Annotated in this window: 17 protein-coding genes; 1 reads left to right on the top strand and 16 read right to left on the bottom strand. The window is 39.1% G+C overall.

Going from position 1 to position 24,610, the window contains the following annotated elements:
• Nucleotides 1–102: 102 nt before the first annotated feature.
• From HC965_RS08005 to HC965_RS07935, 15 genes are all read right to left on the bottom strand, one after another.
• Nucleotides 103–1,608, bottom strand: coding sequence for a TolC family protein (locus tag HC965_RS08005; RefSeq protein WP_223854773.1), 1,506 nt, complete (start codon nucleotides 1,606–1,608; stop codon nucleotides 103–105).
• A 34-nt stretch (nucleotides 1,609–1,642) separates the two neighbouring features.
• On the bottom strand, nucleotides 1,643–4,738 hold the full coding sequence (locus tag HC965_RS08000; RefSeq protein WP_191031005.1) for an efflux RND transporter permease subunit: 3,096 nt from the start codon (nucleotides 4,736–4,738) through the stop codon (nucleotides 1,643–1,645).
• 22 nt (nucleotides 4,739–4,760) lie between these two features.
• Nucleotides 4,761–5,852, bottom strand: coding sequence for an efflux RND transporter periplasmic adaptor subunit (locus HC965_RS07995; RefSeq protein ID WP_191031004.1), 1,092 nt, complete (start codon nucleotides 5,850–5,852; stop codon nucleotides 4,761–4,763).
• A gap of 14 nt (nucleotides 5,853–5,866) precedes the next feature.
• On the bottom strand, nucleotides 5,867–7,492 hold the full coding sequence (locus HC965_RS07990) for an O-antigen ligase family protein (protein ID WP_191031003.1): 1,626 nt from the start codon (nucleotides 7,490–7,492) through the stop codon (nucleotides 5,867–5,869).
• A 20-nt stretch (nucleotides 7,493–7,512) separates the two neighbouring features.
• Nucleotides 7,513–8,388, bottom strand: coding sequence for a signal peptidase I (gene lepB, locus HC965_RS07985; protein ID WP_191031002.1), 876 nt, complete (start codon nucleotides 8,386–8,388; stop codon nucleotides 7,513–7,515).
• Nucleotides 8,385–10,265: a glutaminase domain-containing protein gene (locus HC965_RS07980; RefSeq protein ID WP_191031001.1), complete on the bottom strand. Its 1,881-nt coding sequence runs from the start codon at nucleotides 10,263–10,265 to the stop codon at nucleotides 8,385–8,387. The genes lepB and HC965_RS07980 overlap by 4 nt, the downstream gene beginning before the upstream one ends.
• A complete protein-coding gene (locus HC965_RS07975) occupies nucleotides 10,256–12,256 on the bottom strand; it encodes a transglutaminase domain-containing protein (protein ID WP_191031000.1) in 2,001 nt (666 codons plus the stop codon). The genes HC965_RS07980 and HC965_RS07975 overlap by 10 nt, the downstream gene beginning before the upstream one ends.
• Nucleotides 12,257–12,264: 8 nt before the next feature.
• Entirely contained in the window at nucleotides 12,265–13,146 is an 882-nt protein-coding gene (locus HC965_RS07970; RefSeq protein WP_223854771.1) for a DUF1573 domain-containing protein, read from the bottom strand.
• Nucleotides 13,143–14,312: a 6-bladed beta-propeller gene (locus HC965_RS07965; protein ID WP_191030999.1), complete on the bottom strand. Its 1,170-nt coding sequence runs from the start codon at nucleotides 14,310–14,312 to the stop codon at nucleotides 13,143–13,145. The genes HC965_RS07970 and HC965_RS07965 overlap by 4 nt, the downstream gene beginning before the upstream one ends.
• A gap of 59 nt (nucleotides 14,313–14,371) precedes the next feature.
• Nucleotides 14,372–14,665, bottom strand: coding sequence for an NVEALA domain-containing protein (locus HC965_RS07960; protein ID WP_191030998.1), 294 nt, complete (start codon nucleotides 14,663–14,665; stop codon nucleotides 14,372–14,374).
• Between the two features lie 206 nt (nucleotides 14,666–14,871).
• Nucleotides 14,872–15,954, bottom strand: a complete 1,083-nt coding sequence (locus tag HC965_RS07955; RefSeq protein ID WP_191031401.1) for a BF3164 family lipoprotein — start codon at nucleotides 15,952–15,954, stop codon at nucleotides 14,872–14,874.
• Nucleotides 15,917–16,156: an NVEALA domain-containing protein gene (locus tag HC965_RS07950; RefSeq protein ID WP_191030997.1), complete on the bottom strand. Its 240-nt coding sequence runs from the start codon at nucleotides 16,154–16,156 to the stop codon at nucleotides 15,917–15,919. Before HC965_RS07950 ends, HC965_RS07955 begins: the two co-directional genes overlap by 38 nt.
• Before the next feature lie 155 nt (nucleotides 16,157–16,311).
• Nucleotides 16,312–17,355: a helix-turn-helix domain-containing protein gene (locus HC965_RS07945; protein WP_191030996.1), complete on the bottom strand. Its 1,044-nt coding sequence runs from the start codon at nucleotides 17,353–17,355 to the stop codon at nucleotides 16,312–16,314.
• Nucleotides 17,356–18,012: 657 nt separating this feature from the next.
• Entirely contained in the window at nucleotides 18,013–19,629 is a 1,617-nt protein-coding gene (locus tag HC965_RS07940) for a TlpA disulfide reductase family protein (protein WP_191030995.1), read from the bottom strand.
• Between the two features lie 188 nt (nucleotides 19,630–19,817).
• Nucleotides 19,818–20,741, bottom strand: a complete 924-nt coding sequence (locus tag HC965_RS07935; protein ID WP_191030994.1) for an Rpn family recombination-promoting nuclease/putative transposase — start codon at nucleotides 20,739–20,741, stop codon at nucleotides 19,818–19,820.
• A gap of 310 nt (nucleotides 20,742–21,051) precedes the next feature.
• Between HC965_RS07935 and HC965_RS07930 the strand changes: the two genes are divergently transcribed.
• Nucleotides 21,052–22,626, top strand: coding sequence for an ATP-binding protein (locus HC965_RS07930; RefSeq protein WP_191030993.1), 1,575 nt, complete (start codon nucleotides 21,052–21,054; stop codon nucleotides 22,624–22,626).
• A gap of 146 nt (nucleotides 22,627–22,772) precedes the next feature.
• Here HC965_RS07930 and HC965_RS07925 read toward each other — a convergent pair whose 3' ends face one another.
• Entirely contained in the window at nucleotides 22,773–24,353 is a 1,581-nt protein-coding gene (locus HC965_RS07925) for an ATP-binding protein (protein ID WP_191030992.1), read from the bottom strand.
• Nucleotides 24,354–24,610: the final 257 nt, after the last annotated feature.

Below are 24,610 nucleotides of genomic sequence, written 5' to 3'. Positions count from 1 at the left end.
GAAAATTATTTCTGCCGGTCATTAAACTATTACTGTTTCCTCTTTTGTTCTTATGTTCTTCTGTCTAAAAAGAAATTTATTATTCTGTCTGCAAATAAATTATCATTTAACCAACTTTCCTCCATTGAAATCGAACCTGTCAGAAAGTGAAAGATTCGCAGCGAAATCAAACAAAGTGAGACGGCGTATCTTGTAGTAATTCAGCCAGTAGTTCTGCAAGGCGGAAATATAATTCCGTTGTGCCTGCTGCTGACGGTTAAGTGAAAGAGTCAGGCTGTTAATGTCCGCCTTGCCAATGATAAAGCGCTGCTTTGTCTCATTATACGCAAGTACGGCCAAATCCAGCGCTTCTTCCGCACTCGCAATTAACTGCTGCTGGATATTGAAATCACTCACTGTCATAATCACTTCTTCCTCAATGCTTATCTCATCCTGCCGGGCAGAGATTTTCACTACATTCAGGTTGTTACGTGCCATATTATACTTTCCTTTACGAACCCCCCAGTCCACTATGGGAATAGAAACGCTGACCGCCACTAAATCCTGTTGCATCGGTTTATGATATACATCGCCGAAATTATCTGCCACCTGATTAAAGCCGATACTCGCGTTCACACTTGCATTGAAGCGGGATTCTTTCTTTGTCCTGTCCACATTCCGTTCCGCTTCCAATACATTCTGTTTCAATTCCAACAATTGGGGGTTGTTGCTCCTTCCCCAGCTCAAAGCCTCATCCACTGGAATCTCTATCCTGTTCGGACGGGAAGGAAGTTCCAGTTCTATTTGCGTATTCTTATCCAGGTTAAGGAAAGACGCTAGAGAGAACATCGCCCGTTTCAGGTCGCTTGCCTTGTTCTGCAATGTATTTTGCGCATTCACGCGGTCCAGTCTCAATGTCAACAGGTCGGCCTGTGAGATGGCGGCTATCCGGTGCCGTTGCTGCCCGATACGGTAAAGAGTATCCGTGGAAGCCAGGTTATCTTTTGCCAGTTTATATTCCGCCTGTGCCATAGCCAGGGAAAAGAAATAATTCGTGGCTGTCTCCGACACTTTCTCCACATTATAGAGAAACTCCTTCTTCACACGTTCATATTTCAACGGTTCTATCTTTCGTTCCCACTTGAAAGGGTTGTACCCCACCAAGCTCTGCGAATATCCGATTCGTACGGGAACACTGGTAAGTTGTGTCGCGCTGTTATCACCGAAGTTGCGCATATAGGCAAGATTCGATTCCAGATAGAAAGTACCTCCGGTCAGGTCGAGATTCTGTTTCACACTCAATCCGCCATAGGCGTAATAAGATTGCTGCGTACGGTATACATCCAGGTTGGAGCCCGAATCATAACGCTTCGTTATATCCCGGTTGTATTGTGCCGGAGTAAGGTCCAGTGTCAGGCTGGGCAAGCGGTTCGCACGGTATGTCCGGTATTCCCAGTAACCGGACAGATACATATTCTGTGTGCGGAATGACTCCAGCGAACTGTCATTGGCCAAAGCAATCGTCTGATTCAGGTCCAGTACCAAACGTTCCTGGGCATTTGCGGAAAAACAAATTCCGCAACCCAACGCCAAAGTAAAATAACACTTGACTAATAACTGATAATTCATAACTGACAATTTTATACGTGAAAAATAATCTGCGTCAATCCGCGTTAATCTGCGTTTGAGTTTTCTTATTCCTATAAATAAACCAATAAAGCAGCGGGATGACAAACAGGCTCACTGCCGTACCTATCGACATCGTTCCTATCATGGCAATGGATAACGGTTTTTGCAGTTCCGAACCCATATCCGAAGAGAACAATAGCGGAACCATGGCAAAAATCGTAGTCAGCGAAGTCATGATGATAGGGCGCAGACGTCTGCGTCCGGCTTCATGGATGGCTTCCACCAAGGGAACACCCGCCTTACGCAGTTCATTGATGGCATCCAGTTTCAAGATGGAGTCATTGATGACAATACCGCAAGTGACAATCAGCCCGATGGCAGACATCAGATTCAGTGTATGCCCGCAAAGCCAAAGCAATAACAGCGCAAATGCCACGTCTATCGGAATCTCCGCCAAGACAAGCAAAGGCTGTAAAAAACTCTCGAACTGTGCCGCAAGGATAAAATACATCAGCAACAGTGAAATCATAAGTATCACTACCAGTTCATCCAACATTTCCCGGTTTGAGAAGAAGCTGCCGGAAAAGCCCGTGTCCCAGTCTCCTGTTTCCTCGGCTACCCGCTTCACATCCTTTATCAGCTTGTCCGCATCCCGTACCCCGTAGAAGTCGAAGGGTACAAATTCCCCGTTGCGCCCGGAAGTAATGCTTTTCAAGTCCTCGGCAGGAGTCACCTTCACCAGTTCCCGAAGCGGGATATATTCCACATCCCCTTTGCTGTCCGGTTGTGTCTGTACCAATGTCTCCTGCAAAACCCTGTTCACCGTTTTCTCATTCCCCGAAATATTAATCGGAAGATATTGCTGGTAGGAATGCAGCATGGTCACGCTGTTTTCACGGAAAGCAGTTTTCAGGACGCGGTAAAGCTCATTATAGGAAACACGGTATAGCAAGAGCTTTTCCTTGCTGATACTCAGGTTCAACTGGTTCTCAAAAGCGATGCCCGTAGGGTTGATTCCGGTTTCCTTCGCCAATTCCTGTTCCACTTTGCGAATCGTTTCCGCGTCCGGTGCCTGCGCCCTGTTACGGGCATATAACTCGGCAACGACATCCGGGTCACCCGTTACGAAGAGTTTCTCAAACACCGTTTCCGGCGGGGCGAAAGAAACGACAGAGAGCGGATAGCGTTCTTTCAGTCTCCGGTATATCTCCTGTTCCAAGGGGGCAATGCCGCCGGAAGTCTCCGTACGGAAATAAAGTTCCGCTTCGGAAGATGAAAGCTCCCTTTCCCGGTTCAGGATAAAGTCCTGTCTGCCAATAGAAGCCGTCTGTTCCAGTGACTGGCCGTCCAGTTCCTTAAAAAGTTCGTCCACACGCTTCCTGTTTTCATCCACGTGGATATTCTCATTCCATTCTATGCGGACAATCAATTCGTTTTCTTCTATATCGGGCATCCGCTGCTTGTCTATAAAGAAAAAGAAGAATACGCAGAGCGGGATGGAAACGACACAGAATAGCACGCTGAACGTTTTATGAGAGAATACCCAGTCGACTCCGGTATCATAGAAACGGTCAAGCGTATGGTCTTTTATCGGATTGTTGAATTTGAAGGAGAGCCACTTCCATTTCCGGGTACGGACGCCTGTACGATAGACCAGCAGATAAAGGACGGGAAGAAGCATGATTCCTGTAAAGTAAGACACCATCAGCCCTACCGTGACAGAGAAAGCCTGGTCATAAAAGATGGCTCCGGCAATGCCGCTCATAAAAATCAGGGGGGCGAATACGGCAATAGTAGTCAGCGAAGAACTCAACATGGGGGTCACCACTTCACTCGTTCCCGTGATACAGGCACGCCGCAGGGAATATCCCCTTTCCCGGTATTGCGAAATATTCTCGGTCACGATAATCGAACTGTCAATCATCATTCCCAAGGCTAGAATCAACCCTGCAAGGGAAATGATGTTCAGTGACATATGGCAAAGGTAGAAGAATACGAAACTGATGACGATGGAGACCACCATGCTAAGTCCGATAACCAGCGGTGATTTCACATCACCCAGGAACAAAACCGCCACCAAGCAGATAAACAGGAAGCCCAGGGAAAGATTCTGTTGCAGATTGGAAATCGTGTAATCCAGCAGTTCGGTCTGATTCCGGCTGATGCTGAAATCAATGTCCGGGTATACCCGCTGGAAATAATTCATTGTGCCTACCAGGGAGTTTTTCATCTTATCCATGTTCTCGTCCGCCTGCTTGATGACGGCCAGTGTCACCGCACGTTTGCCGTTCGACACGGATACGCCTTTTTCCTTCACGGGTACGATGCTGACTTTGCAGAAATCCTTTAATTGTACGATGCGGTCACCTTTGCGCAAATAGATATTTTCCACATCTTCCGCCGTGCGCAGCAGTGTGGAAAATTTAATATTATATTCATAGTATCCGTCACGCACCGTCATGCTGCCCGGTTCCACATTGTTGGATGACAGGGCCGATTCAATATCCTCGATGGTTAGTCCCATCATTGCCAGCTTGTCCTCATCGGGTACAATCTGTACCTGGCGTTCAAGTATTCCGGTCACGTCCACCATGGCGACTTCCGGCAGTTGTTCTATCCGGCGCTTGATGACCGATTCGGCAAACTCGCACAAATCCAGGAAAGACTGCTGCTGTGTACTATGATAGGCACTGTCATTCTTCAATGTCAGATTCAGGTAAAATACGGGAATATCCGTAGCGCTTGCCTTTATCACTTTCGGACGTTCCGTTTCCTTCGGAAGAAAGTTCATTGCGGCGTCTATCTTCTCGTTCACCTCGATAAAGGCGAGGTCCGTATTCGTGCCATAGTCAAAAGACAAGCGGATAATGCCTGCCCCGTCCCTTGATTCACTATGAATGTCTTTCAATGTCGAAACCTGAATCAGTTGTCCGCGCAAAGGTTTCACAATCGTATTTTCCAGTTCGCGGGCGGAAGTATTGGCGGCGGATACCTGGACGGTGATTTCCGGAATGGCGATATTCGGAAGCAAGGATATGGGTAAGGTGGAATACGTCACCAGCCCGATAATAAAACAGGCGGTGAAGGCCATCAATACGGCAATGGGACGCTGAATCAAAAATTTTATCATATTACTTGATTTTAGGCACGGATTATTTTACATTTACCTCCGCTTCATGCGCCAAATTCAGATTTCCGGTCACAATTACCGTATCTCCTTCCAGCAAGCCATCTACAACACCTTTTTGAGATTTATCAGAAACGATGTATTCCGTTGCATTCTCCAGTCCCGTATTCACATAGTTCCACATGGACTTGCCATCTTTCAATGTGAACACGACTTGCTTGCCGGAGCGCAGTACCACAGCCGTCTTGGGAATCACCAACTGTTCACCCAGGTTTCTTCTGACGCTCACCCTTACGTTCATTCCGCTGAACAGCTTGCCTTCTCCATTTACGTCAGCCTTCACCTTTACCATCCCGTTCGTATCCACCAACGGATTGATTTCAGATACGCTGCCTTCAAACGAGCTTCCTCCGGCATAGGGAAGAACCATTACTTTATCACCTTTCTTTATAAAAGCAAGTTCATTCTCCAATACGGTAAATTCGGCCTCCATACCTTTAGTATCAAGAATAGTACAAAATACTTCAGACGTATTAGCCAGGTTAAAAGTCTTCGAAAAAAGGTTGGCCACCACCCCGTCAAAAGGAGCGACCAGTGTGGCATGTTCCATTTCTCTATTTGCCAACTCATATTGTGATTTCGTCTGGTCATAACCGCTTTTCACTTTGGCAATCTTCATTATATCCGCCGGAACATTACTGAAATCATCAACGGAATACCCCTGTCCTATCAATATATCTTTCAGTTCCAGTTCGGCTTTCAACAAGGCATCCTCCGACTGGGACAGTTTCTGCTCCAAACGGAATTTGTCCAACTCCGCCAGTTTTTGCCCTTTATGCACACGGTCGCCATTCTTCACATAAATATGGGCTATGACTTCACTTGTCTCAAAACGCAAATCAGCTTTATTACGGGCATTCACCTTGCCATTGCTTACCAACTCGTGATTAAAATTCTGCCGTTTCAGAACTTGAATGGTTACCTCATTTTTTACATCAGGAAGAACGGTGGAAACTCCTTGCTCTTCCTTTTCCGTATTGTTTTTCTTGTCAGAGCAAGAGGTGTTTATTCCTAATGTCAAACATAACAGTAACCATATACAACTGTGTTTCTTCATGTTTATTGGTTCTTTTATTTCAATAATTTCTTTACTTCTTCTCTCATTTCTTTAACTGCCGTAGACTGTACTTTCGGTTCTTTCGTCAGCACTATTTCAGCAGCATATTTTAATTTTTCAGATTGCCGATATTTTGGCTCCGCATAAAGTTTCGTCAACAGATAATATGGATAGATACGCCCCGGAAGTCGGTGCGTAGACCGAATCAGGTATTCTTCCGCTTTCTCATAATCTCCTGTTGCCTGATAATTCTTACCGATAATATTCAGAATCATAGGATCATTACTATGTGTCATCGCTTCCTTCAATATCCTTGTCGAGTTATCATATTCTTTTAATTTATGCAGAGAATATCCGTATTCAAAAAGAAATGCTCCACGATTCACTAATTCGGGATATAACTTCTCGTAGTCTTCTTTAGCAGACTGGTAAGCTCCTATATTATAGAGCATCTTAGCACGATGCCAGTCCTTACACGCATCATATTGGTTGTTTTTCCAATAATATGCTCCCAATAGTACCATCATTGACATAAAGAGTAATAGTATTATCCTCGAACGCCCAATAGCACAAGCCGCCAACAAGAAGTAGAATGTCACTGCAAATCCGGGAATCTGCATCGGATAAGAAGAAAAAGCAAATACCAAAACTGAAATTACACTCCCACAAAGACCTATCCTTCCTTCACTACTCCCCTTCCAAAGACAAAATCCAATAACCAAAGAGACAACTAATAAAAAAGGAATCCCGTATTCCACCGCTACTTGTAAGTATTCATTAAAAGCATATTCCGGACTTCCTGCCACCAATTCTTCTGTCTCCGAATATTCACCGTTGGCGAAATAATCTTCCTGCGCTCTGCCATAAGCTGAAACAAAATTCCCTATTCCATGTCCTATAACAGGACTTTCAACGATAGTAAGAGCACTGACTTTCCACATGAACAAGCGTCCATTGGCGGAAGTTGCTTTCAGTTGGAAAAGTGCATAACCAATCATTATGATTATAACACCGCCTGCGATACAAACCAGTCCTACCTTTCTTTTATATATCTTTCTAATCTCCTTTAATTTGCTTCCCCATGAAGCGTGCATCCCATACATCCATACACCTGATATAGCGGCAGCAATCCAAGCCGAGCGGCTCATTCCGGCAGGCAGTACACAAAGAATCAACAGCATCACTCCCAATGCCATATAATATTTCCCTTGTTCTACCCATGTGCGTTCCGTTTCTTCTCTCAGGTTTAGCCACTCATGCAGACAGAGCGGGAATATCATCGCCAAATACCCCGAATAAGGGCCCGGATTATAGAAAGAGCCCGTAAGTGCATACAAGGAGTGATTGGAAACAGCAAGACCGTATATCTGCCTCAATCCCCCAATAGCTTCAATACCTCCCAGTGCAATCAATACCCATGTTACGATGGATGGAAAAGACAGATATTGTTTTTCGTTCAGACAAAGAGCACACACAAAGCAAACGACAAAAACAAAGACCATGCGTCCTAACCATAGTTTTTGATAGGCCATTTCACCGACAGGAATGTCATTCGAAGTGGCAAAAACCACCACACTCAGGATTGCTGCCACTCCTAATAGCGCCACTGCATCTGCTATGTATTTTTTTGCTGTTCGCATCAATTTCAATGTTTCATTTTTCACTTGATTTTCTTCATTATTCTATCCCAACGAGGCTTCTCTGTAAATTTATCTTCCGAATACCAAATACGGGTAGCCTTACCTACAATATATTCTTCAGGCAACATCCCCCAGTATCTTGAATCTTGCGAGTTTGCCATATTATCACCGGAAACAAAATAATAGTTCTTTTTAAAGCGATACTGAATAATCACACTGTCACCCAATACTATTTGTCCGTCTTTTATACGTAGTTTTTTTTTCTGCTCCCAACCTATCAACTGCCTGTACAAAAGACAGTTTGTACGGTTCATCATTACCGTCTGTTCTTTCTTGGGAATCGGCAAAGGTCCGAACTCACGGATGTTCCATCCTATTTGTTTGTCATACGGAAATGTACCGACCACAATGCCATGCTGCTCCGGATGCTCCAAGCTCACAAGATAGTGTTGAGCGTTGTTATTTCCCAGTTGTTCATCACATCCACGTATTTTATAAAATCCTCCCCGAATCTCTAACGTATCGCCCGGCAGAGCGATACATCGCTTTACGTAATATTGCATTACATCGATCCTTACACTATCCCAACGATTCATTTGATAAGGGAAATTAAAAACCAATATATCATTTCTCTTGAAATTCCCCAATCCAGGTGTCCGATGAATAACAACGTCCTCATTATTCAAAGCAGCAAATACATTGAACAGACGAGCCCCCTTTATCATCTTATTGACTAATATCCGGTCGCCATCCTTCAACGCTGGCTCCATAGAATCCGAAGGTATCCTGAATGAAGTAAAACAGAACAATTGCATCAAGAATAGAATTACCACCATACCGAATACGAAGAATGCCAAATTCTCCAATATAGCCCACATTCTCTTCACTTTGCTCATAAGTTTTCCTTTAATTGAACCAATTTACGATAAGCCATCAGTCCCAACACACATTTCACACGTTCGTCATCGTGATCCAATAACCCTACAGATGTAAAAGTCATTTTCTTCATTCTTTCCTGCAAATAATCCGCCCATAAACACAATTGCCTCCAATGCATATCAGCGTAACCAAAGTCCTGTTCTGCTTCAACAATAGCAGTTGTCATCATCAACATATTGGCAGCAGCTTCTACGGCACAGTCTTCCTGTTTTACCTGTTTGCTGGCAATGGGATACAAACCTATATCGTAAGGTGGATACTTCTTTACCCAATGAATATCTTCACAATATGCAAAAATAGGATTCAACAAACCTTTCATCCAGTCTATACGATTAAAAAATAACAACGTTGGAAAACTTTTATAAGCTTCTCTTACATTCCCCAGTGTATCAGCAAAACAAAAAAGCTTATTATCCGAGGATGACACAAACCTGTGAGAAGACATAAAATCACGATAGTCAGAAAGCATTGGTTCAGCAAAGGCTTTATTTCCTGCTTGAAATGCTTTGATATTCCACCAATAATCCAATTTATCACATTCTGCTTTAAGTTCTTGGTATCTGTTTCCTACAGACATCATTAATTCTTTTACTTCTCTTGTTCCATCCTTATTCCAAAGTGGGCGCAAACTCTCACCACTATACTGGAAAGTCTGACCTTCTTCATATCCAATAAGTAATACACCTTTATTTTCATTTCTCACACACAATTTTTGAGATAGGATAATATGATTATCTTCACATGAAAACGTCGTTTCACCCGCTACCATAGCTAAATACAAACTATCGGACTTCGTAAAACGCCAATCCTGTTCAACCCAACTATTAACTTTCCTATTGCCAAACATCCATTCCGCATCTACATCAAACACGACTTCCACCGTATGCTCCTTTTCGTTTTCCGTACGAACCTGATAGGAAAGAAAACCGACAGGCCATCCTGTCATATCCCACTTTTCCGACAAGGAAGGTGAAACAAAGCCGATTTGAAGCTCTACATCTCCACATTGAAAAAGATATTGGGTTTGCGTAGCCTGTACATCTATTTTCTTCAATGTTGCAGGTTCAGCATCAGCATAAGTTTTATTTTCTATATACAAACCAAAATCCAATAAGCCGGCACCTCCCGTATTGCGGCAATATGCAGCCAAAACATTATCTCCTTCAACTATTTGATTAATTATGTCATCAGTCAAGCACTGACATTTCGTTTGATACGTAAATCCATTCTCTAATACATATTCCCCATTGAAATAAAGTTTTATCCGGTCGTCGCATACATAACGGGCATAGACTTTATGATTCTTCAAAACATCTTTATTATCCACCTTGATATACCTGCGGACATAAATATTTTCTGATCCCCATAAAGTGTGAGCCGGATAATAATATCCTTTCGTCGGACCAAAAGCCCCAGAACCTTCATTCCACAAAGAATCATTATATTCTTTTAATTCCCATCCTTTTCCCGGATACAAAAACGAATATTTCCCCGTCCATCCGATAGTATCCTCCGAAAGAGGGGCCAAAGGAGATATACGCAAGGAATCATCTCCCATGAAACGATAAGGTTTGCCATCTACACGTAAAATACCGGTTATCGGAAATATCTTTCCAGGTCTCAGATATGGGTAACTTTCATTTAATGTATCCCCCATTACTTTAATACTAAATCCGGGGGAGATAGCCAACGGTGTATGCCCGGAAGAAGCAATATCGGAAAGAAGTAAAGGCTTCTTATCCAAATGTGAACAAGCATATATCAGAGAAATAATACCTGAGATTATAATCACTCTCCATACCACAACAAACCTGATATGAGTTCTTATTTCCATAATTGAGTTCCATTTTCATAAATAAAAATTCTCTCATCCAGTCCACGCGTGTGATTTCTTAAAAGTAGAACTGTATTTACGGGAATATCCCGAAATACCAGTGAATCAGCAGTCGCCTTGATTTTCCCGGCAGACTTCCAATCTCTGTCACAATAGAATAATTCATACACATCATCAGGACGAACATAATTGTCCCTGTTACGCGGAGTATAAACAATGCGGTCTACACAGATTTTTCTGCCTAGGTCAAGTCCCGCCCATCCTCCGGTAGCTTCAAAATAATCAAAAGAAGTCCATGTTTTCCCGTCAAAAACATTGGTATATTCATGCGTTCCATCATGTTGGTAGCATCCGGGAGTTCCTATAATTTTCCCTGATAAAGCAACGGTATCATCCTTTTCGTAAAAAGCGACTTCCGAAATATTACATGCGCTTTTAGGCGGACCAAAATATCTGAGATAACGATATGCTTTATCAGAGTAACTTTTTACAGTTGTATTCAAACGGCCAGGTCTGCCCTGTATAATAAATAAGGTGTCTTTTTGAGAAAAATTAGGATGGTTACTCCCTTCAAAAACACCTCCTATCATCCGGTCTCTATACATATTTTCTCTACCAATATCACACTTGGCATATAATATCACATCTTCCTTCTCTTTTCCTGCAGGGTAATAGCAGATCTCACCATTCTGTTTATCAACATAAAAAGGATCGGTTAAAAAGCATAATGCCCCATTCTCATAAGAAGCCACTCTCATAAACGAACCATTCCGTACATACTGAAACGACAAACAACCAGCATTATATTCAGTCCAGTCGACAGGAGTCCAGCGGTCCCTGTCACTGACACACAAATAAGCTATCTTTCCGCTCCGTTTCGTTTTATACTGTTTTTCTAAAGGGATAACCAACTCTTTCTTAAAGTTATAGCCATATTCATGAGTTACGTCCATAAATTTGGGTAAACTCCAAAATGGATATATGTCTTCACCATATTTCGCTATTTGCTCGTACAACTCTCCGTTCACACTAAAAGTATATCTATATACTTTAGAACTATCATCCCATCGATACCACCAGTTCTTGCGTACAGGTCGTAACTTTTGCGGAAAGTCAGTCATATACTCCTCACCGTCTTTATTCCATGTTGTCAACCAAAAATGTCCGGCATTTATGTAACTTCGTACAGGAACAAAGTCAATGGCACAAGGAATACCCAAAGCTCTAAATAAGTACATAGCAAAATCCGTTACTTCCCGACAAGTACCTGATAAATATTGTACATATTCTGGTCCTATATGTCCAAATGGATATGGAGTTACAGAGGTATAGTAATAACTCTTATCAGGCAATTTACTTATTAGATAATTAGCGGCAACCACCGGATCTTCGATATCCAGTGAATCAGACATACGCAATGAATCCAATAACGAATTATATTTTTCATAGTATATTTCACGCCAATAAGTCAATGGTTCATCACCTATCCGGTAAGGCAATAAGTACTCACAAAACGTTTCAAATGAGATATTTTTCCCCCACGGTTGTTCCTGCCAAACTTTAAATGCCCAATCAATATTATGGCATAAATAAGCGGAATCTATCTCCATAATATCACATCTCTTCTCAAGTTCATTTATAGCTCCATACACATTCTTAACTGAATCAGCAACTTGTTGTGGTGTTTTCCCTCTACTTTTTTTCAACCATATATAATAAGACTTATAATTATCTAATTGTTCTCCATCGGAATAAGTATAAAAAGGCATATTTTCTATCAAAAAGCAAGCAGCTCTATACTTTAAACTATCAGTGGAATTCTTTTGATAACAGTAAAGCACTTTTTCCAACTCCATCCTATTATCTTTCGCAACTTGTAATATAGCTTCTAGAGAAGTCATTGATTCTTCTCTAAACGCTACTTTATCTACAAGATACCATCCTAACACAACAATAATTATGAGTTGAATATATAGTAAGTGCTTTATCATATTCTTATTCATTTTGCATTTCCACTAATTTTCAATTTTAATGGAGCACTTTCTGCATTGCAATAGACTGTAATCGTTTTATTAAAATGTTCGGGCTGCTCTGCCTTATACCTTATTTTCAAAATAATATTATCACCTGGTAAGACTGGTTTTTTAGTATAATCTACTGTAGTACAACCACAAGAAGTAATTACATCATTTATCACTAATGGCGATTTCCCTACATTTGAAATAACAACTTCAACTTCTTTTCTTTTATCCCAAGAAAAATCTCCAAGTTCTATTTTTTCTTTTGATAAAGAAACAACAGTCAAAGCTTGCTTATCTACAGATGTTAACATTTTTCCCCCTAAGATTATTTCATAATACAATTTCTTTACCCCAGGCTTGAGAACAGGATTTCCAATTGCTATTATCTTATCATTTTTATCTAATAAGAATGTAGCAAAATTTTCTTCATTCAAAAATTTATTCATCTTATTCAATGTATCCGTTTCATCAATGTAAACGAAATAGTTGAATTCATTATTTCTTAAATGCTTAATCAATTTCCTCTTTCTTTGCGGATTAAAAACCATTAAGCAGGTCACTCTATTAGGATAAATAGAATCTAAGTCTTCCATCATCTCTTTCCACCGTGACAATTGTAATCTACAGCTTACGCAACCTATTGTATCAACATAATTCAATATAGTGTAGAAAGATTGCTCTCTTGTATACTTTGTCAAAACAGTATCACTCCCATAAGCCGTTAAACATATACTATCAGGAAAATGGATAACCTTCCCACTCCATTCATTTACTAAACGAGCGACTTTATCTTGCTCTGATTCTTTACAAGAAACCAACAATGTTACTAAAATTAGAAACTTCAAGAAACGTATCATCATTTTAAATAATATTTTAAAATTACAGGATTATCATCTTCTTTCAACTTTTCCATTTTATATATCTCTTGCGGGGACATCAAACTACGATCTATATACTGAGATACCATATCCGGTTGGCAAATGGCAAATAATATATTATCAGTTATTCCAAAACAAGGATACATTACGAAAGGCTTTCCATCTTTCAATAAGAAACCTTTTTTTGTCTTCCTATTATAGATAAAATGACTTCCATATCCTCTCACCGCCTTAGCTAGATAGAGATACACATAATCATCGTTAAAAAATTTAAGTAAAGGCAAAATTTCCCCAGACTTCTTCAAAAACTGATATCTTTCTGTTGCTTCCTCTGTTATTTTTCTTCTTTCATCATCAGAATCTGTCCGCTTTCCCCCAGCTCGCCCAGGCAAACCATCAGCCTTAACTTCTGATTTACCAAAATCAAGATACATAATAGCCTCAAGTTTTTTTTCTTTCGTATCTATTCGATAGAAATAATAGTTGAGACCTAAAGGCACAAAGTAAAAATGTTCCCCTATATTATAAAAACAGCTATGAGCCATCGTATTTCCCGAGATAGTACCCTCATAATTTGCATTAATTACTTGTTGGGTTTCTAAATTAACAAATGAAACCTCTTGATCTGTCCAAATAAAAGGATTAGTAAAAATATAATCGTTAGTATCTAAAGCCAAAAAATAGTCCACAGGAAATTCAGGTTTAAATTTTCTCTTAGCCAATAGTTCAAATGTTGGGCTATAAGTATATATTGTCCCATAAGGATTTAATAGGTCAATCCCTTTTAAATATGGATTAAAATTTATATCCAATACCATAATATAATCTTTTGGTCCTTGCCCATTCCTTCTCTTTGAATTATCAATGTATTTCCCGTTCCCCGAAAATGTATAAATAATTTGATCACTTGTGTAAATCGCAAATAGGTCTGTACTTTTATCATAAATAACTTTATTACATCTATAGAGTAAAGATGAGTCATTCGTTTCTAAAGGAATTATTTCTATTTTCTCTAAAAAAGACAAAGCATCTCGGGATACTTTATCAACTTCTACAGGTATCCTTTCAATTCCATCTGATATTTTTTTATTATTTGGAGAACATGAGCAAATAATAGTCAATAATATTATTATATTTATTTTTTTCATTATACTTGTTTTTAAATTATGAGGTTGTAATACCCACAACCCCATAAATCTTAAATTAATCAGTCACATGGAGTAATACACGCATCTCGCATATCTCCAGTAAATCTACAATCATCCCAAAGAATAGAACCTGTATAACAATCACCATACATATGCCAGCATCTACCACCATGATGTTTACTCTGATTACATGTAATTTCCATATCAGGGTATTCACCACTTTGTGCCAATGCTTCTACATTAGCCAAAGCCAAAACCGATAACTTCACATTGTATTGCGAAGTATATACATTGTATCCTGCAACAGCAGCGATAGCAATAATGGCAATAATGCCCATTACTTTCTTTTTCATTCTGTGTCTTTTTAGTTCATACTTTCTCCTTTTTATTCTGTATTTATCATTTCAACAGAATAGCAATAGTTTGCCACATTAACTTTTTATTCTTATGTTTGCATCGGAATCTTTTTTAAAGGTTTAGGAGCAGATGATATGTAAGCAAATCCGGCAAGATGAACAAACTCATCATTCTGCTCCTTTAATCAAGTTAATTATCTAATTCAACCAAAGCTAAACTTTAGTATTGGCTGATCGTTATTTACATCGGTCGCCATTATTGTTTTAGTAGCTTCATCTACCCAAATACCATATATATAATGGTCGAGTACATATTTACATAATGGTTCTCCTTTTAGGCTAAAGACATATATATACTTTCCACCGTCAGGCAAATGCCCGTTTTGTTTGGCTATATCCTTAAAAGTAGTTCCATGAAAGACCGCATAAATAGCACTATCAGTTACTTGAATATCGCTGAATCCCATAATACCTGTTGGTATGCCATACCCATCGGAGATTTTAAATTCAGGTTCACCATGTTCACCTATACGTACTACATAAGTACTATCTTTCAAGTTATAGACTTCAATGACCTCTCCCAATTGGGTTACCGTAGCCAAAATACCATTGTGTGGATTATAATCCAAGAAGCTACGCCACGCCTGCGCCAATGCCGGACGAGCATTTTGTAACGCTTCTTCATTAGCAGATGGAATACTTCCTGATTTATTAATGAGCTTTCCATTATGATTTATCCAACAGAAACGGTTTTCACCGGAATAATCCGGAACAATGACAGTAGTATCATTATATATAGCAAAATCAAGCGGTCGAAGTATATCTTCATCCAATGTTACCGCTTCCTCACGAAGCAGTGAATCACCGGATGAAGAATAATCTAACCTAGTTAATTCGCTCTTGTTAGCATCCAACGTCCATACTTTATAATTATGAAAACGAAAGTTTTCCATTGACAGCATTTCCGTAGGAGAATCTCCACGTCTACCAAAAGAAGATAAATACTGAAAGCTGGGATATTGGAATAGATGTCCGTAACAATCAGAACCATGCAAATCCATCACTACGGCTTTATCTCCCTCTATCCGTATCCGAAAAGGATAACGGAACAAGGCTGTATCAAGCTCTATTACTTCTCCTCTTAATTCTTTCTCTTGTGGAAATCCAGAATAAGGAAATACATTTTCTCCATATTCTTTATGGCTATTACAACATGAGACAAAAAATAAAAGAAAAAGCAATAGGAAGCTAACGCCATTCTTCAAGGCTGTATCCCCCGGCAACATAATCAACTTTATCATGCGATGCAGGACAATCTATGGATCCCTTACCCAAACACATAACTGGTCGCATGGATTCACCTGCAGCCAATGCTTCAATATTATATAAAAGTAAAGAATTCACTTTATCTTGGTGGGAACTTTGTTTCTTAATAGCTCCAATAGCCACTATACATAATAGAAATAAAAGAATAGATAACTTTTTCATTGTACTTTCTTAATAGGATTAATTATGTGAGCAAATGTAGGAGATTGGCAAGATATAGACAAAAAAAGCAGCGGACCATTTCGGACCAACTGCATTTTTTCAAAAAACACCGATTTCATCGGTACTTATAACATTTCAAAATATTTACAAAACAGCTAAAGAAGCAATTGATAAGCTTCAATTCTCCTCTCTATGTCAATATCAGGATTCAATTTATTAAGTATATTACGTAAACGCCCCACTGCTTTATGTACATTATCTACGCGTTCCATCCTATAAGACCATAAACTACTCATTATTTCATCATCTTTTAGAACATAATGCTTTTCTTTATTGTTCAAAAACAACTCCAACAGTTCACTAGCTTGAGGGGCAAGCTTTGTTTTTATCCCTCTGAATTCTATAGTCTTTTCCTCCGCATAAAATATTATATCCTCTTTTAACATATAGGCACGTACAGGAGTAGCATCTACTTCTTTTACTACTTTCAAGACTTCTATAGTATTCTTTTGTTGCATTAAAACGAGTTTTTTCCGAGCCAAGATTCCAGTTTTGTATATTCCATAAACAAGAAACACACACAGTAATAAATATAGTAAAAGCTCAACGTGCATTATACTCCATATGGAATAATGGATATACCCTTTCACTTCTATTTCACAAGCATAACCAATATAAAACGTAAATACTATATTTGAGAAATTACACCATTCACATTGGGTTTTATCACAAGATTTTACTTTTTCCTTTTCATCCGTTACCGAAATAGACAAAGCAGATTCGACAGGAAGATGAGTCTTCAACAAATATTTTCTCCATATAATATTTAATGAATCTGCTACAATAGGTCGTATTCCAAAAGTGTAACTATGCAAAGTACGTAAATGTGTATTGTCTGTTATATTCATATAATGCTTTTTCCGATCTAAAGGATACCAATGTACCCCCAAAGAATCTCTAATATAAACTGAATCCGGTATTTCAGCAGCTACAGCTTTAGGATCAAAATAAGATACCAAAGGGCCTTCCACTTTTCGGTTTTTCACTTCCTGGTCAACCGCCTCAATAAAAGTATCTTTCGCTTTCTGTTTAAGTGTAGATAACTTAGATTCGTATGTGTACTTGCAGGCAAAGAAAAATGCAACTCCACCGATACAAATAGCAATAGCTAACAGGATAATATTATAGGCCTTCATCATGTTTTATTTTATATCTTTTTCGACTACAAAGATAGTATTATTAGTACTAATCAACGAATAAGCTAAAGAATATCCATACAATGAAAAACAAGATTCATGCAATTCCAGTAACAAAGGAAGCACTAGCTTTGTCACTCATAGTAAGAAGTCCTGTTCTATTTTTAAGATTTCACTCGTTTATATTGAATCAAAATTGAAGGAAAGAGAAAAATAAATGCATAAATTAATGCAAGAATATGCATTTCTAATCTGATAAGTGCATAATTAAGGGATAAAAAACGAAGTATCCTCCTTACAATAAGCCCTGTTCCTTTTAAAGGAACACCTCGTTGGTCGGTGAGGAACGACTCTTTTCTCACCGACCAACGAGGTGTTCATCGGTATCGCTCGATATAACTAGTATATTTCCAGCTATTTCAGACTTTATTCTGTCAAATTTAGATATAACAGAATACCATATAGACTTCCTATATTCAGACGAATATTTACTATTTCCCCATAATAGCAAGCAATAAGTACTAAAATAGCATATAAATTGAATCACAACGGATTTTCGTAACATCCAATTTATCGGATATTTATCTATACGTTATTCTCCTGTTCTATTTTCAAGCAGGAAAACGCATAAAGTGTCCTATTTTTATGTATGGCCTTATTTTAATCCGCAAGCAGTTTCTCTAGCCAAACTTTTACTTCCTCTGCGGTGGGATGAATAGCCAATATTTTTCCGTCCTTATCAACCAAATATGTACATCCGCCACCATTGCCAACACCATACTGTTCCCATATCTTACCCGCATCATTTAATTCCAGAAGATTGAGCCACGGATATTTATCTTTGGCAACAGCATTTCGCATATCGTCTGCTTTCCGTTCACGAGCTACGCCCACTATCACAAATCCTTTATCCTTATATGCTTCATAGACAGGAATCATACTGATAGAAGTACGGCGACAAGGACCACACCAGGAAGCCCACAAATCGATCAGTGCAACTTTCCCTTGTATCTCTTTGGATAATGTATGCTGTACACCCTGCAAATCAGGTGCTGTAAAGTCAATAAACTTTCCACCAACCTTTATTTCGTTACTTGAAACCCATGATTTCATATACTCTGCCATAGGGTTGTCTGCAAATTTATCAGCATATACTGTACGATATAGATTTATATAAGTAGCAACACTTTCATCGGAACCACGCATCCTTCTTACCTGACGCGTCAGCAGATAAAGTCCCACTAAGGTAGGATTTGACTGAATATACTTATTTTGATATTCCGCATATTTGCCATACACCTCCCGGCTTTTTTGCTCAAATGCTCTATATTCTTCCGTATATGCCTTCCCTTCTTTTTCCAGTTGTTGTGCCTTTCTACGAATTTCGTTCATTTCCTGTTCATCTTTTGCCTTTTTAAACAGTTCATACAAAGCTTTCATCTCCGGAGTTTCTATTTTTCCTTCCTGCTCCAAACGCTCTCTTTCCATCCGAAGAGGAATCATGAATTTGTCATCAGTCTCTTTCTGAAAGCGAAGTAATTCGCTTGTCAATGGTGCATCCGAATGAATTTCCGGTTCTTTCTCCATTGAGTATAAAGTTAGTCTCATATTACCATTCTCAGAAAGGAAAGAAACCGGATACCAACCACCATTCATTTGGTCACTCCAGGCATATAATTCGTAGGGTTCTTCTCTGTCAACATATAAATCATAGGAGAATTTTCCGTCACGTACCGGAATAGAAATCCAATCTTTCACACGTGGATCGGTCCCTTCCGGCATCAACATCAAACGACTATATGCGGGATTATCAATCACCTTTCCTTCAATATGGCAATGTATTTTCTTCTTTTGCTCTGACTTCTCTAAGAAAATATCATTTATCTGAAAGCCATTACCTCCGGTCAGCATTTCATCAAAATCCACCGATTTATCACGTTTATCTACCGGTTCAAATTGCAACGTGAATGAACGGTTCCAGGATGAGGACATATATTCCTTATTATCCAGTTTTATACCTGTCGCACGTTTCAGACGGTATTCTTTCCCAGTATGTTTCCCTTTCAGTACAGAGGAAGCTGCTATGCTAACCCATGAATTGGGACGGCTATACATATCGCCCTTTAGAATAAGAGCAGTATCTGAGATCTCAACTTGATACAACTCCAATACGTCAGTAGTACGTGTTCCTGTTACCGGATATTCAATAACCTTGGTTTGTGCTGCAGCATATATTCCCATCATAGAAATTCCGACTGCTAATAGTATGTTTTTCATATTATTTTGTTTTTAGATAAAGCAAATGTATGCAATTCAAATAGAACTAGAAAACAATATTGTACAAAAGTTACTATGTTTGTATACTAACGTTTATATAGATATGCATCCAACAAAAAAACGCTCCCAGTAAAATGGAAGCGTTGTCTTTATCTTTTTTAAATTCACAATATTTTGTGGCAATCTTATTACAAACTTTTTATTTCTTCAATGGATAGTCCTGTTATTTGCGAAATAGTATCAAGTGGAATATTCAAAGATTTCATATTATGTGCCATTTCTCTTTTTTCTTCCATACGTCCTTCCATAAGCCCCTCTGCATGACCTTCCATGCGACCTTCCATGCGACCTTCGGCACGTTCGGTATATATATTATCACGTAGAATCACTATATTATCCAAATGACGATAATAAGCATTTAATTCTTCTTTAGTCATCTTATCCAGTTTCAGGCGTTGACGAGCCTCATCCAACCCCGGCGCTGTTGCACTATCGGGTATATCACCTGTATTTAGATAATAAATCCATTCTTCCAACGGACTCCGAGCCACTTGATTAAAATCATTGACCTTCAGAATATAATATTCGGGATAAAGCTGACTGACACTATCTACTTTGAATGTCTGTTTTTGGAAAGGAGTCAATTCCAAAACATCTCCCTGATGGATTCCGCGGAATTCTGTTTTGCCATGATATACAATATCCTTTCCGCTCCCTAAAGAGAAATATACAATATTGACGCTATATACTTTCCTTACCTTATCATACCCTTCCCCACGATTTATATATTCAGTCACTAACTTCGAGGTACCGAATAACATACGTTGGAAATACGCATACTCATTATTATTTTGAACTTCAATCAAAATAAGTTCACCTTTTGAGTTTTCCGCAAGCATATCTACCCGATTATACTTGTCAAACTCGTCCTCTTGATTGCTTTCACTTTCCAACAACTTCTGAATGACTATCTTTTCATTCAGAAGAGTGGTAAGAAAGCCCTCGAGAACTGCAAAATTGGCTTTATTACGCAATAAGCGTTTCATAGCCCAATCGAAACGAATATAATTACTTGCCATAAGTTCGTCTCCTTCCTCGTTTTCTTTTTTCATGCTAACAAAGGTAAGCAGAAAATGTTTGATTTCAAGTATATATGCTTCAATTTCTCATTTAAAAAGCAAAAAGACACAATTGGTTCAAGAATACAACATCATCGTAAGTATATTAGGAATAGTATTCATTACTAATGAACATTTTTATCCATTTTCGTTCATTGACAATGAGAACTGAATGTAATTTTATCATGCGTGAGAATGGACATATTATAGCCGAAGGATTACGTTTTTACACGTATGATGCACAAATACGGTCCGAATTTGTTATCTTTGCCCATATCATTGTTATATCAAAACGAAAGTTGTTATGAATGCATCCGTTAATATGCTCCGCAAGCTCCCGATAGGAATACAAAGCTTTGAAAAACTTCGCTCCGAAGGTTTTCTTTATGTGGATAAGACTGCATTGGTTTTTCGCCTGGCACAAGCAGGTGCACCTTGTTTTCTGAGTCGTCCGCGGCGTTTCGGAAAAAGTTTGCTGCTGTCTACTTTTGAGGCTTATTTCAAAGGAAAGAAAGAGCTCTTCAAAGGGCTCGCTATTGAGCAATTGGAACAGAATTGGTTTGAATATCCAGTGCTTCATCTCGACTTGAATGCCGAAAAATATGACAGTAAAGAACGATTGGAAAAAATGCTGGAGTTTCAACTGGCAAGATGGGAAACACAATATGGTGTCGATAAAGGAACAATGACTTTTTCCGGCAGATTCGCCACAATCATTCAACAGGCATACGAACAAACCGGACGCAGGGTAGTTGTGCTCGTGGATGAATATGATAAGCCTATGCTACAATCATTCGATAATCCGGAATTACAGGACGACTATCGTAAAACGCTGACTGCCTTTTATACCGTTCTTAAGAGTGCCGATGCTTACTTGCAGTTCGTCTTTATCACCGGAGTGACAAAATTTGCACAAATGGGAATATTCAGCACCCTGAATCAACTCAATGATATCAGCTTTGATCTTGAATATAATGCTCTCTGTGGTATGACCTGCCCTGAAATAGAAGCGACTTTTGCTCCTGAGCTTCAGGCACTGGCCGTGCAAACGGAAACGACTTATGATAATGTAGTGGAGCAACTTACCCGGCAATATGACGGATACCGATTTACTCCGAGCAAAGGATTTGCTCCGATGTATAACCCGTTCAGCGTACTTAGCGCCCTCGACAAGCTGCGTTTCGGTGACTACTGGTTTGCCAGCGGTACTCCTACTTTTCTGGTAGAGATACTCAAGAGAACCGATTTCGATCTTCGTGAACTTGATGGCATCGAAGTTTCTTCCGCTTCTTTAAGTGACGACAGGGCAAATATCAGCAATCCTGTACCGATGATTTATCAAAGCGGGTATTTGACGATAAAGTCTTATGATACGGAGTTTCGTGTATATACATTGGGATTTCCTAATGAAGAAGTAAAATATGGTTTTCTCAACTTTGCCGCTCCTTTTTATACTCCGGTTTCGTCTACTGATACAACTTTCTATATTGGAAAATTCATTCGCGAACTACGTAATGGTGACGTCAATGCATTCCTTACCCGTTTGAACTGTTTCTTTGCTGACTTTCCTTACGAATTGAATTCGAAAACGGAACGTCATTATCAAGTTGTATTCTATTTGGTCTTCAAACTAATGGGACAATTTACACAAGCGGAAGTACGTACCGCTATCGGTCGTGCAGACGCAGTAGTAAAGACCGCAGATTATATCTACGTATTCGAATTCAAGCTAGAGGGTACAGCCGAGGAAGCCTTACAGCAGATAGATGACAAAGGTTATATGCTGCCTTATAGTATTGATGGCAGGAAGCTCATAAAAGTAGGCGTTTCCTTTGATGCCGAGAAACGGAATTTGGGAAAATGGCTCTTAAAAGAGTGACGCTATCCCAAGGATATTCCTAAAACAATTAAAAATATAAGGCAACTAACTCGCAATGAATTAGTTGCCTTATAGTGAGCATCTCGACAATGGATTAATTCTTCATGCTAGCAGAAAAAATCTTTGCTTTTATGTATGTTCTTATTTTAATGTAAATCTGACGTGAAAGAATCTTCTATCTCCCACTGTCCCAAAGTCCGCGTTGTGCTATCAAAATTCACTCCAACTTTAACAACTTTACGATGGTCTACCTCATAAGGAATGGCATATTGTTTACTATTAATTTGTGCCAATGCCTCTTCAGGAGTGCCATCCACCTTAAATTCAAACACATAAATTGCATCAGACATCTTAATTACTGCATCTGCCCTGCCAATAGCATTTTTTATTTCTACATCTACATATTGCCCCATCAGACGGAATAACAAATAGAATATGGTTTGATAATGTTTTTCCTGATTATTCTCCAAATCATAAGGTATAGATGAAAAGAAAGAGCGGGTACGAAGAAGGCACTGCTCAATATCACCTTTCATCAGGTCTCTAACAAAAGAGACGACATAGAAATTACTTTCACGGGTTGGCTGATTGAGATAGGAAGGAATCAGCGTCTCAATAAAGCCTATTTTAACTTCTTCGTTCGGATAACCTAATGTGTATGTACGGAAAAGAGGTTCATACCCTTTGATAGTTAAATATCCACTCTGATAAAGTACAGGAATCGGATCTGTGATAACCTCTGTCGCTTTATCAAAATCTTCATCTTTCACTTCCATCTTTTCCAGTAGATTGAGATTGAAGTCCATTCGCTGTAACATCTCAATCAAGAAAGTGGGCGTACCGGTAGAGAACCAAAAACTTTTATAGTCCCTTTGAGAAAAAGCATTGAAAAGGCTGAACGGGTTGTAAATATCTTCACAGTTCTTACTAAAATGATAACCGTCATATTGCCGTTTCAAATGCTGGCAGGCTTCTTCATATGTCTCATTGTTGGCTTGAGCAATCCTCTCAATATCCGACTGCATCTGACTCCGCAACTCTTGCTCTGTAATGCCACAAATAGCACTGTAATCATCGCTCATACTGATATTCTGCAAGTTGTTTAGCTCACTGAATATGCTCATTTGGCTAAATTTGCTGATACCTGTCAGAAATAAGAAACGAAGGTATTGTCCTTGTGCTTTGAGGGGACTAAAGAACTTACGCATTTCAGTTCGCAATTGTCCTTGTAAAGCTGATTCGCTATTACTATCCAATAAAGGCGCATCATATTCGTCAATCAATACAACAACCTGTTTTCCTGTCTGTTGGTAGATCCGCCGAAGCAAGCCTGTCAAACGAGCTGCATAACTCGTTTCTTCTTCATTTTTCCCATAAGTTCTCTCCCACTCGCTCAAATAAAGATTCAATTGTTCCTGCAAATCTTCGATAGTGGTATATTTCGTTCTACTGAAATCAATATGTAATACCGGATAAACGATCCATTCTTTTTCCAACTGTTCCATAGCCAATCCTTCGAATAGTTCATTCTTCCCGGAAAAATAGGCTTCAAGAGTAGAAACTAGAAGACTCTTTCCGAAACGACGCGGACGGCTAAGGAAATAAATCTTATTTGTATGAGTCAATTGATAAATTAATGCAGTTTTATCAATATACACACAATTATTATTACGCAAATCCTCAAAATTCTGTATTCCGATAGGATATCTTCTAAATGTCTCTTTCATATATATTGCAAAGCTTGTATTTCTTCATGTCAACAAAGGTAAGCAGAAAATGTTTGAATTCAAGCATATATGCTTCGATTTCTCATTAAAAAGCAAAAATACACAGTAACTATCGATAACAAAAAAATACAGATTATTCCCATATGGAAATGGCTCTTAAAAGAGTGACGCTATCCCATCAATATAGTGACGGTATATGCCTAAGATAGCGTCACTATCCCGAGCATATACCGTCACTATATTCATACCGAATATTC

The organism is Bacteroides sp. GM023 (genome assembly GCF_014750685.1).
Taxonomy (GTDB): Bacteria; Bacteroidota; Bacteroidia; order Bacteroidales; family Bacteroidaceae; genus Bacteroides.
Note: the sequence above shows the minus strand (reverse complement) of the source record. Positions and strands in the feature narration are given on the sequence as shown.

Excerpts from the sequence above, each read along its gene's own strand:
- HC965_RS08005 (WP_223854773.1), bottom strand. The coding sequence starts at position 1,608 with ATGAATTATCAGTTATTAGTCAAGTGTTATTTTACTTTGGCGTTGGGT.
- HC965_RS08000 (WP_191031005.1), bottom strand. The coding sequence starts at position 4,738 with ATGATAAAATTTTTGATTCAGCGTCCCATTGCCGTATTGATGGCCTTC.
- HC965_RS07995 (WP_191031004.1), bottom strand. The coding sequence starts at position 5,852 with ATGAAGAAACACAGTTGTATATGGTTACTGTTATGTTTGACATTAGGA.
- HC965_RS07990 (WP_191031003.1), bottom strand. The coding sequence starts at position 7,492 with ATGCGAACAGCAAAAAAATACATAGCAGATGCAGTGGCGCTATTAGGA.
- lepB (WP_191031002.1), bottom strand. The coding sequence starts at position 8,388 with ATGAGCAAAGTGAAGAGAATGTGGGCTATATTGGAGAATTTGGCATTC.
- HC965_RS07980 (WP_191031001.1), bottom strand. The coding sequence starts at position 10,265 with ATGGAAATAAGAACTCATATCAGGTTTGTTGTGGTATGGAGAGTGATT.
- HC965_RS07975 (WP_191031000.1), bottom strand. The coding sequence starts at position 12,256 with ATGATAAAGCACTTACTATATATTCAACTCATAATTATTGTTGTGTTA.
- HC965_RS07970 (WP_223854771.1), bottom strand. The coding sequence starts at position 13,146 with ATGATGATACGTTTCTTGAAGTTTCTAATTTTAGTAACATTGTTGGTT.
- HC965_RS07965 (WP_191030999.1), bottom strand. The coding sequence starts at position 14,312 with ATGAAAAAAATAAATATAATAATATTATTGACTATTATTTGCTCATGT.
- HC965_RS07960 (WP_191030998.1), bottom strand. The coding sequence starts at position 14,665 with ATGAAAAAGAAAGTAATGGGCATTATTGCCATTATTGCTATCGCTGCT.
- HC965_RS07955 (WP_191031401.1), bottom strand. The coding sequence starts at position 15,954 with ATGTTGCCGGGGGATACAGCCTTGAAGAATGGCGTTAGCTTCCTATTG.
- HC965_RS07950 (WP_191030997.1), bottom strand. The coding sequence starts at position 16,156 with ATGAAAAAGTTATCTATTCTTTTATTTCTATTATGTATAGTGGCTATT.
- HC965_RS07945 (WP_191030996.1), bottom strand. The coding sequence starts at position 17,355 with ATGATGAAGGCCTATAATATTATCCTGTTAGCTATTGCTATTTGTATC.
- HC965_RS07940 (WP_191030995.1), bottom strand. The coding sequence starts at position 19,629 with ATGAAAAACATACTATTAGCAGTCGGAATTTCTATGATGGGAATATAT.
- HC965_RS07935 (WP_191030994.1), bottom strand. The coding sequence starts at position 20,741 with ATGAAAAAAGAAAACGAGGAAGGAGACGAACTTATGGCAAGTAATTAT.
- HC965_RS07930 (WP_191030993.1), top strand. The coding sequence starts at position 21,052 with ATGAATGCATCCGTTAATATGCTCCGCAAGCTCCCGATAGGAATACAA.
- HC965_RS07925 (WP_191030992.1), bottom strand. The coding sequence starts at position 24,353 with ATGAAAGAGACATTTAGAAGATATCCTATCGGAATACAGAATTTTGAG.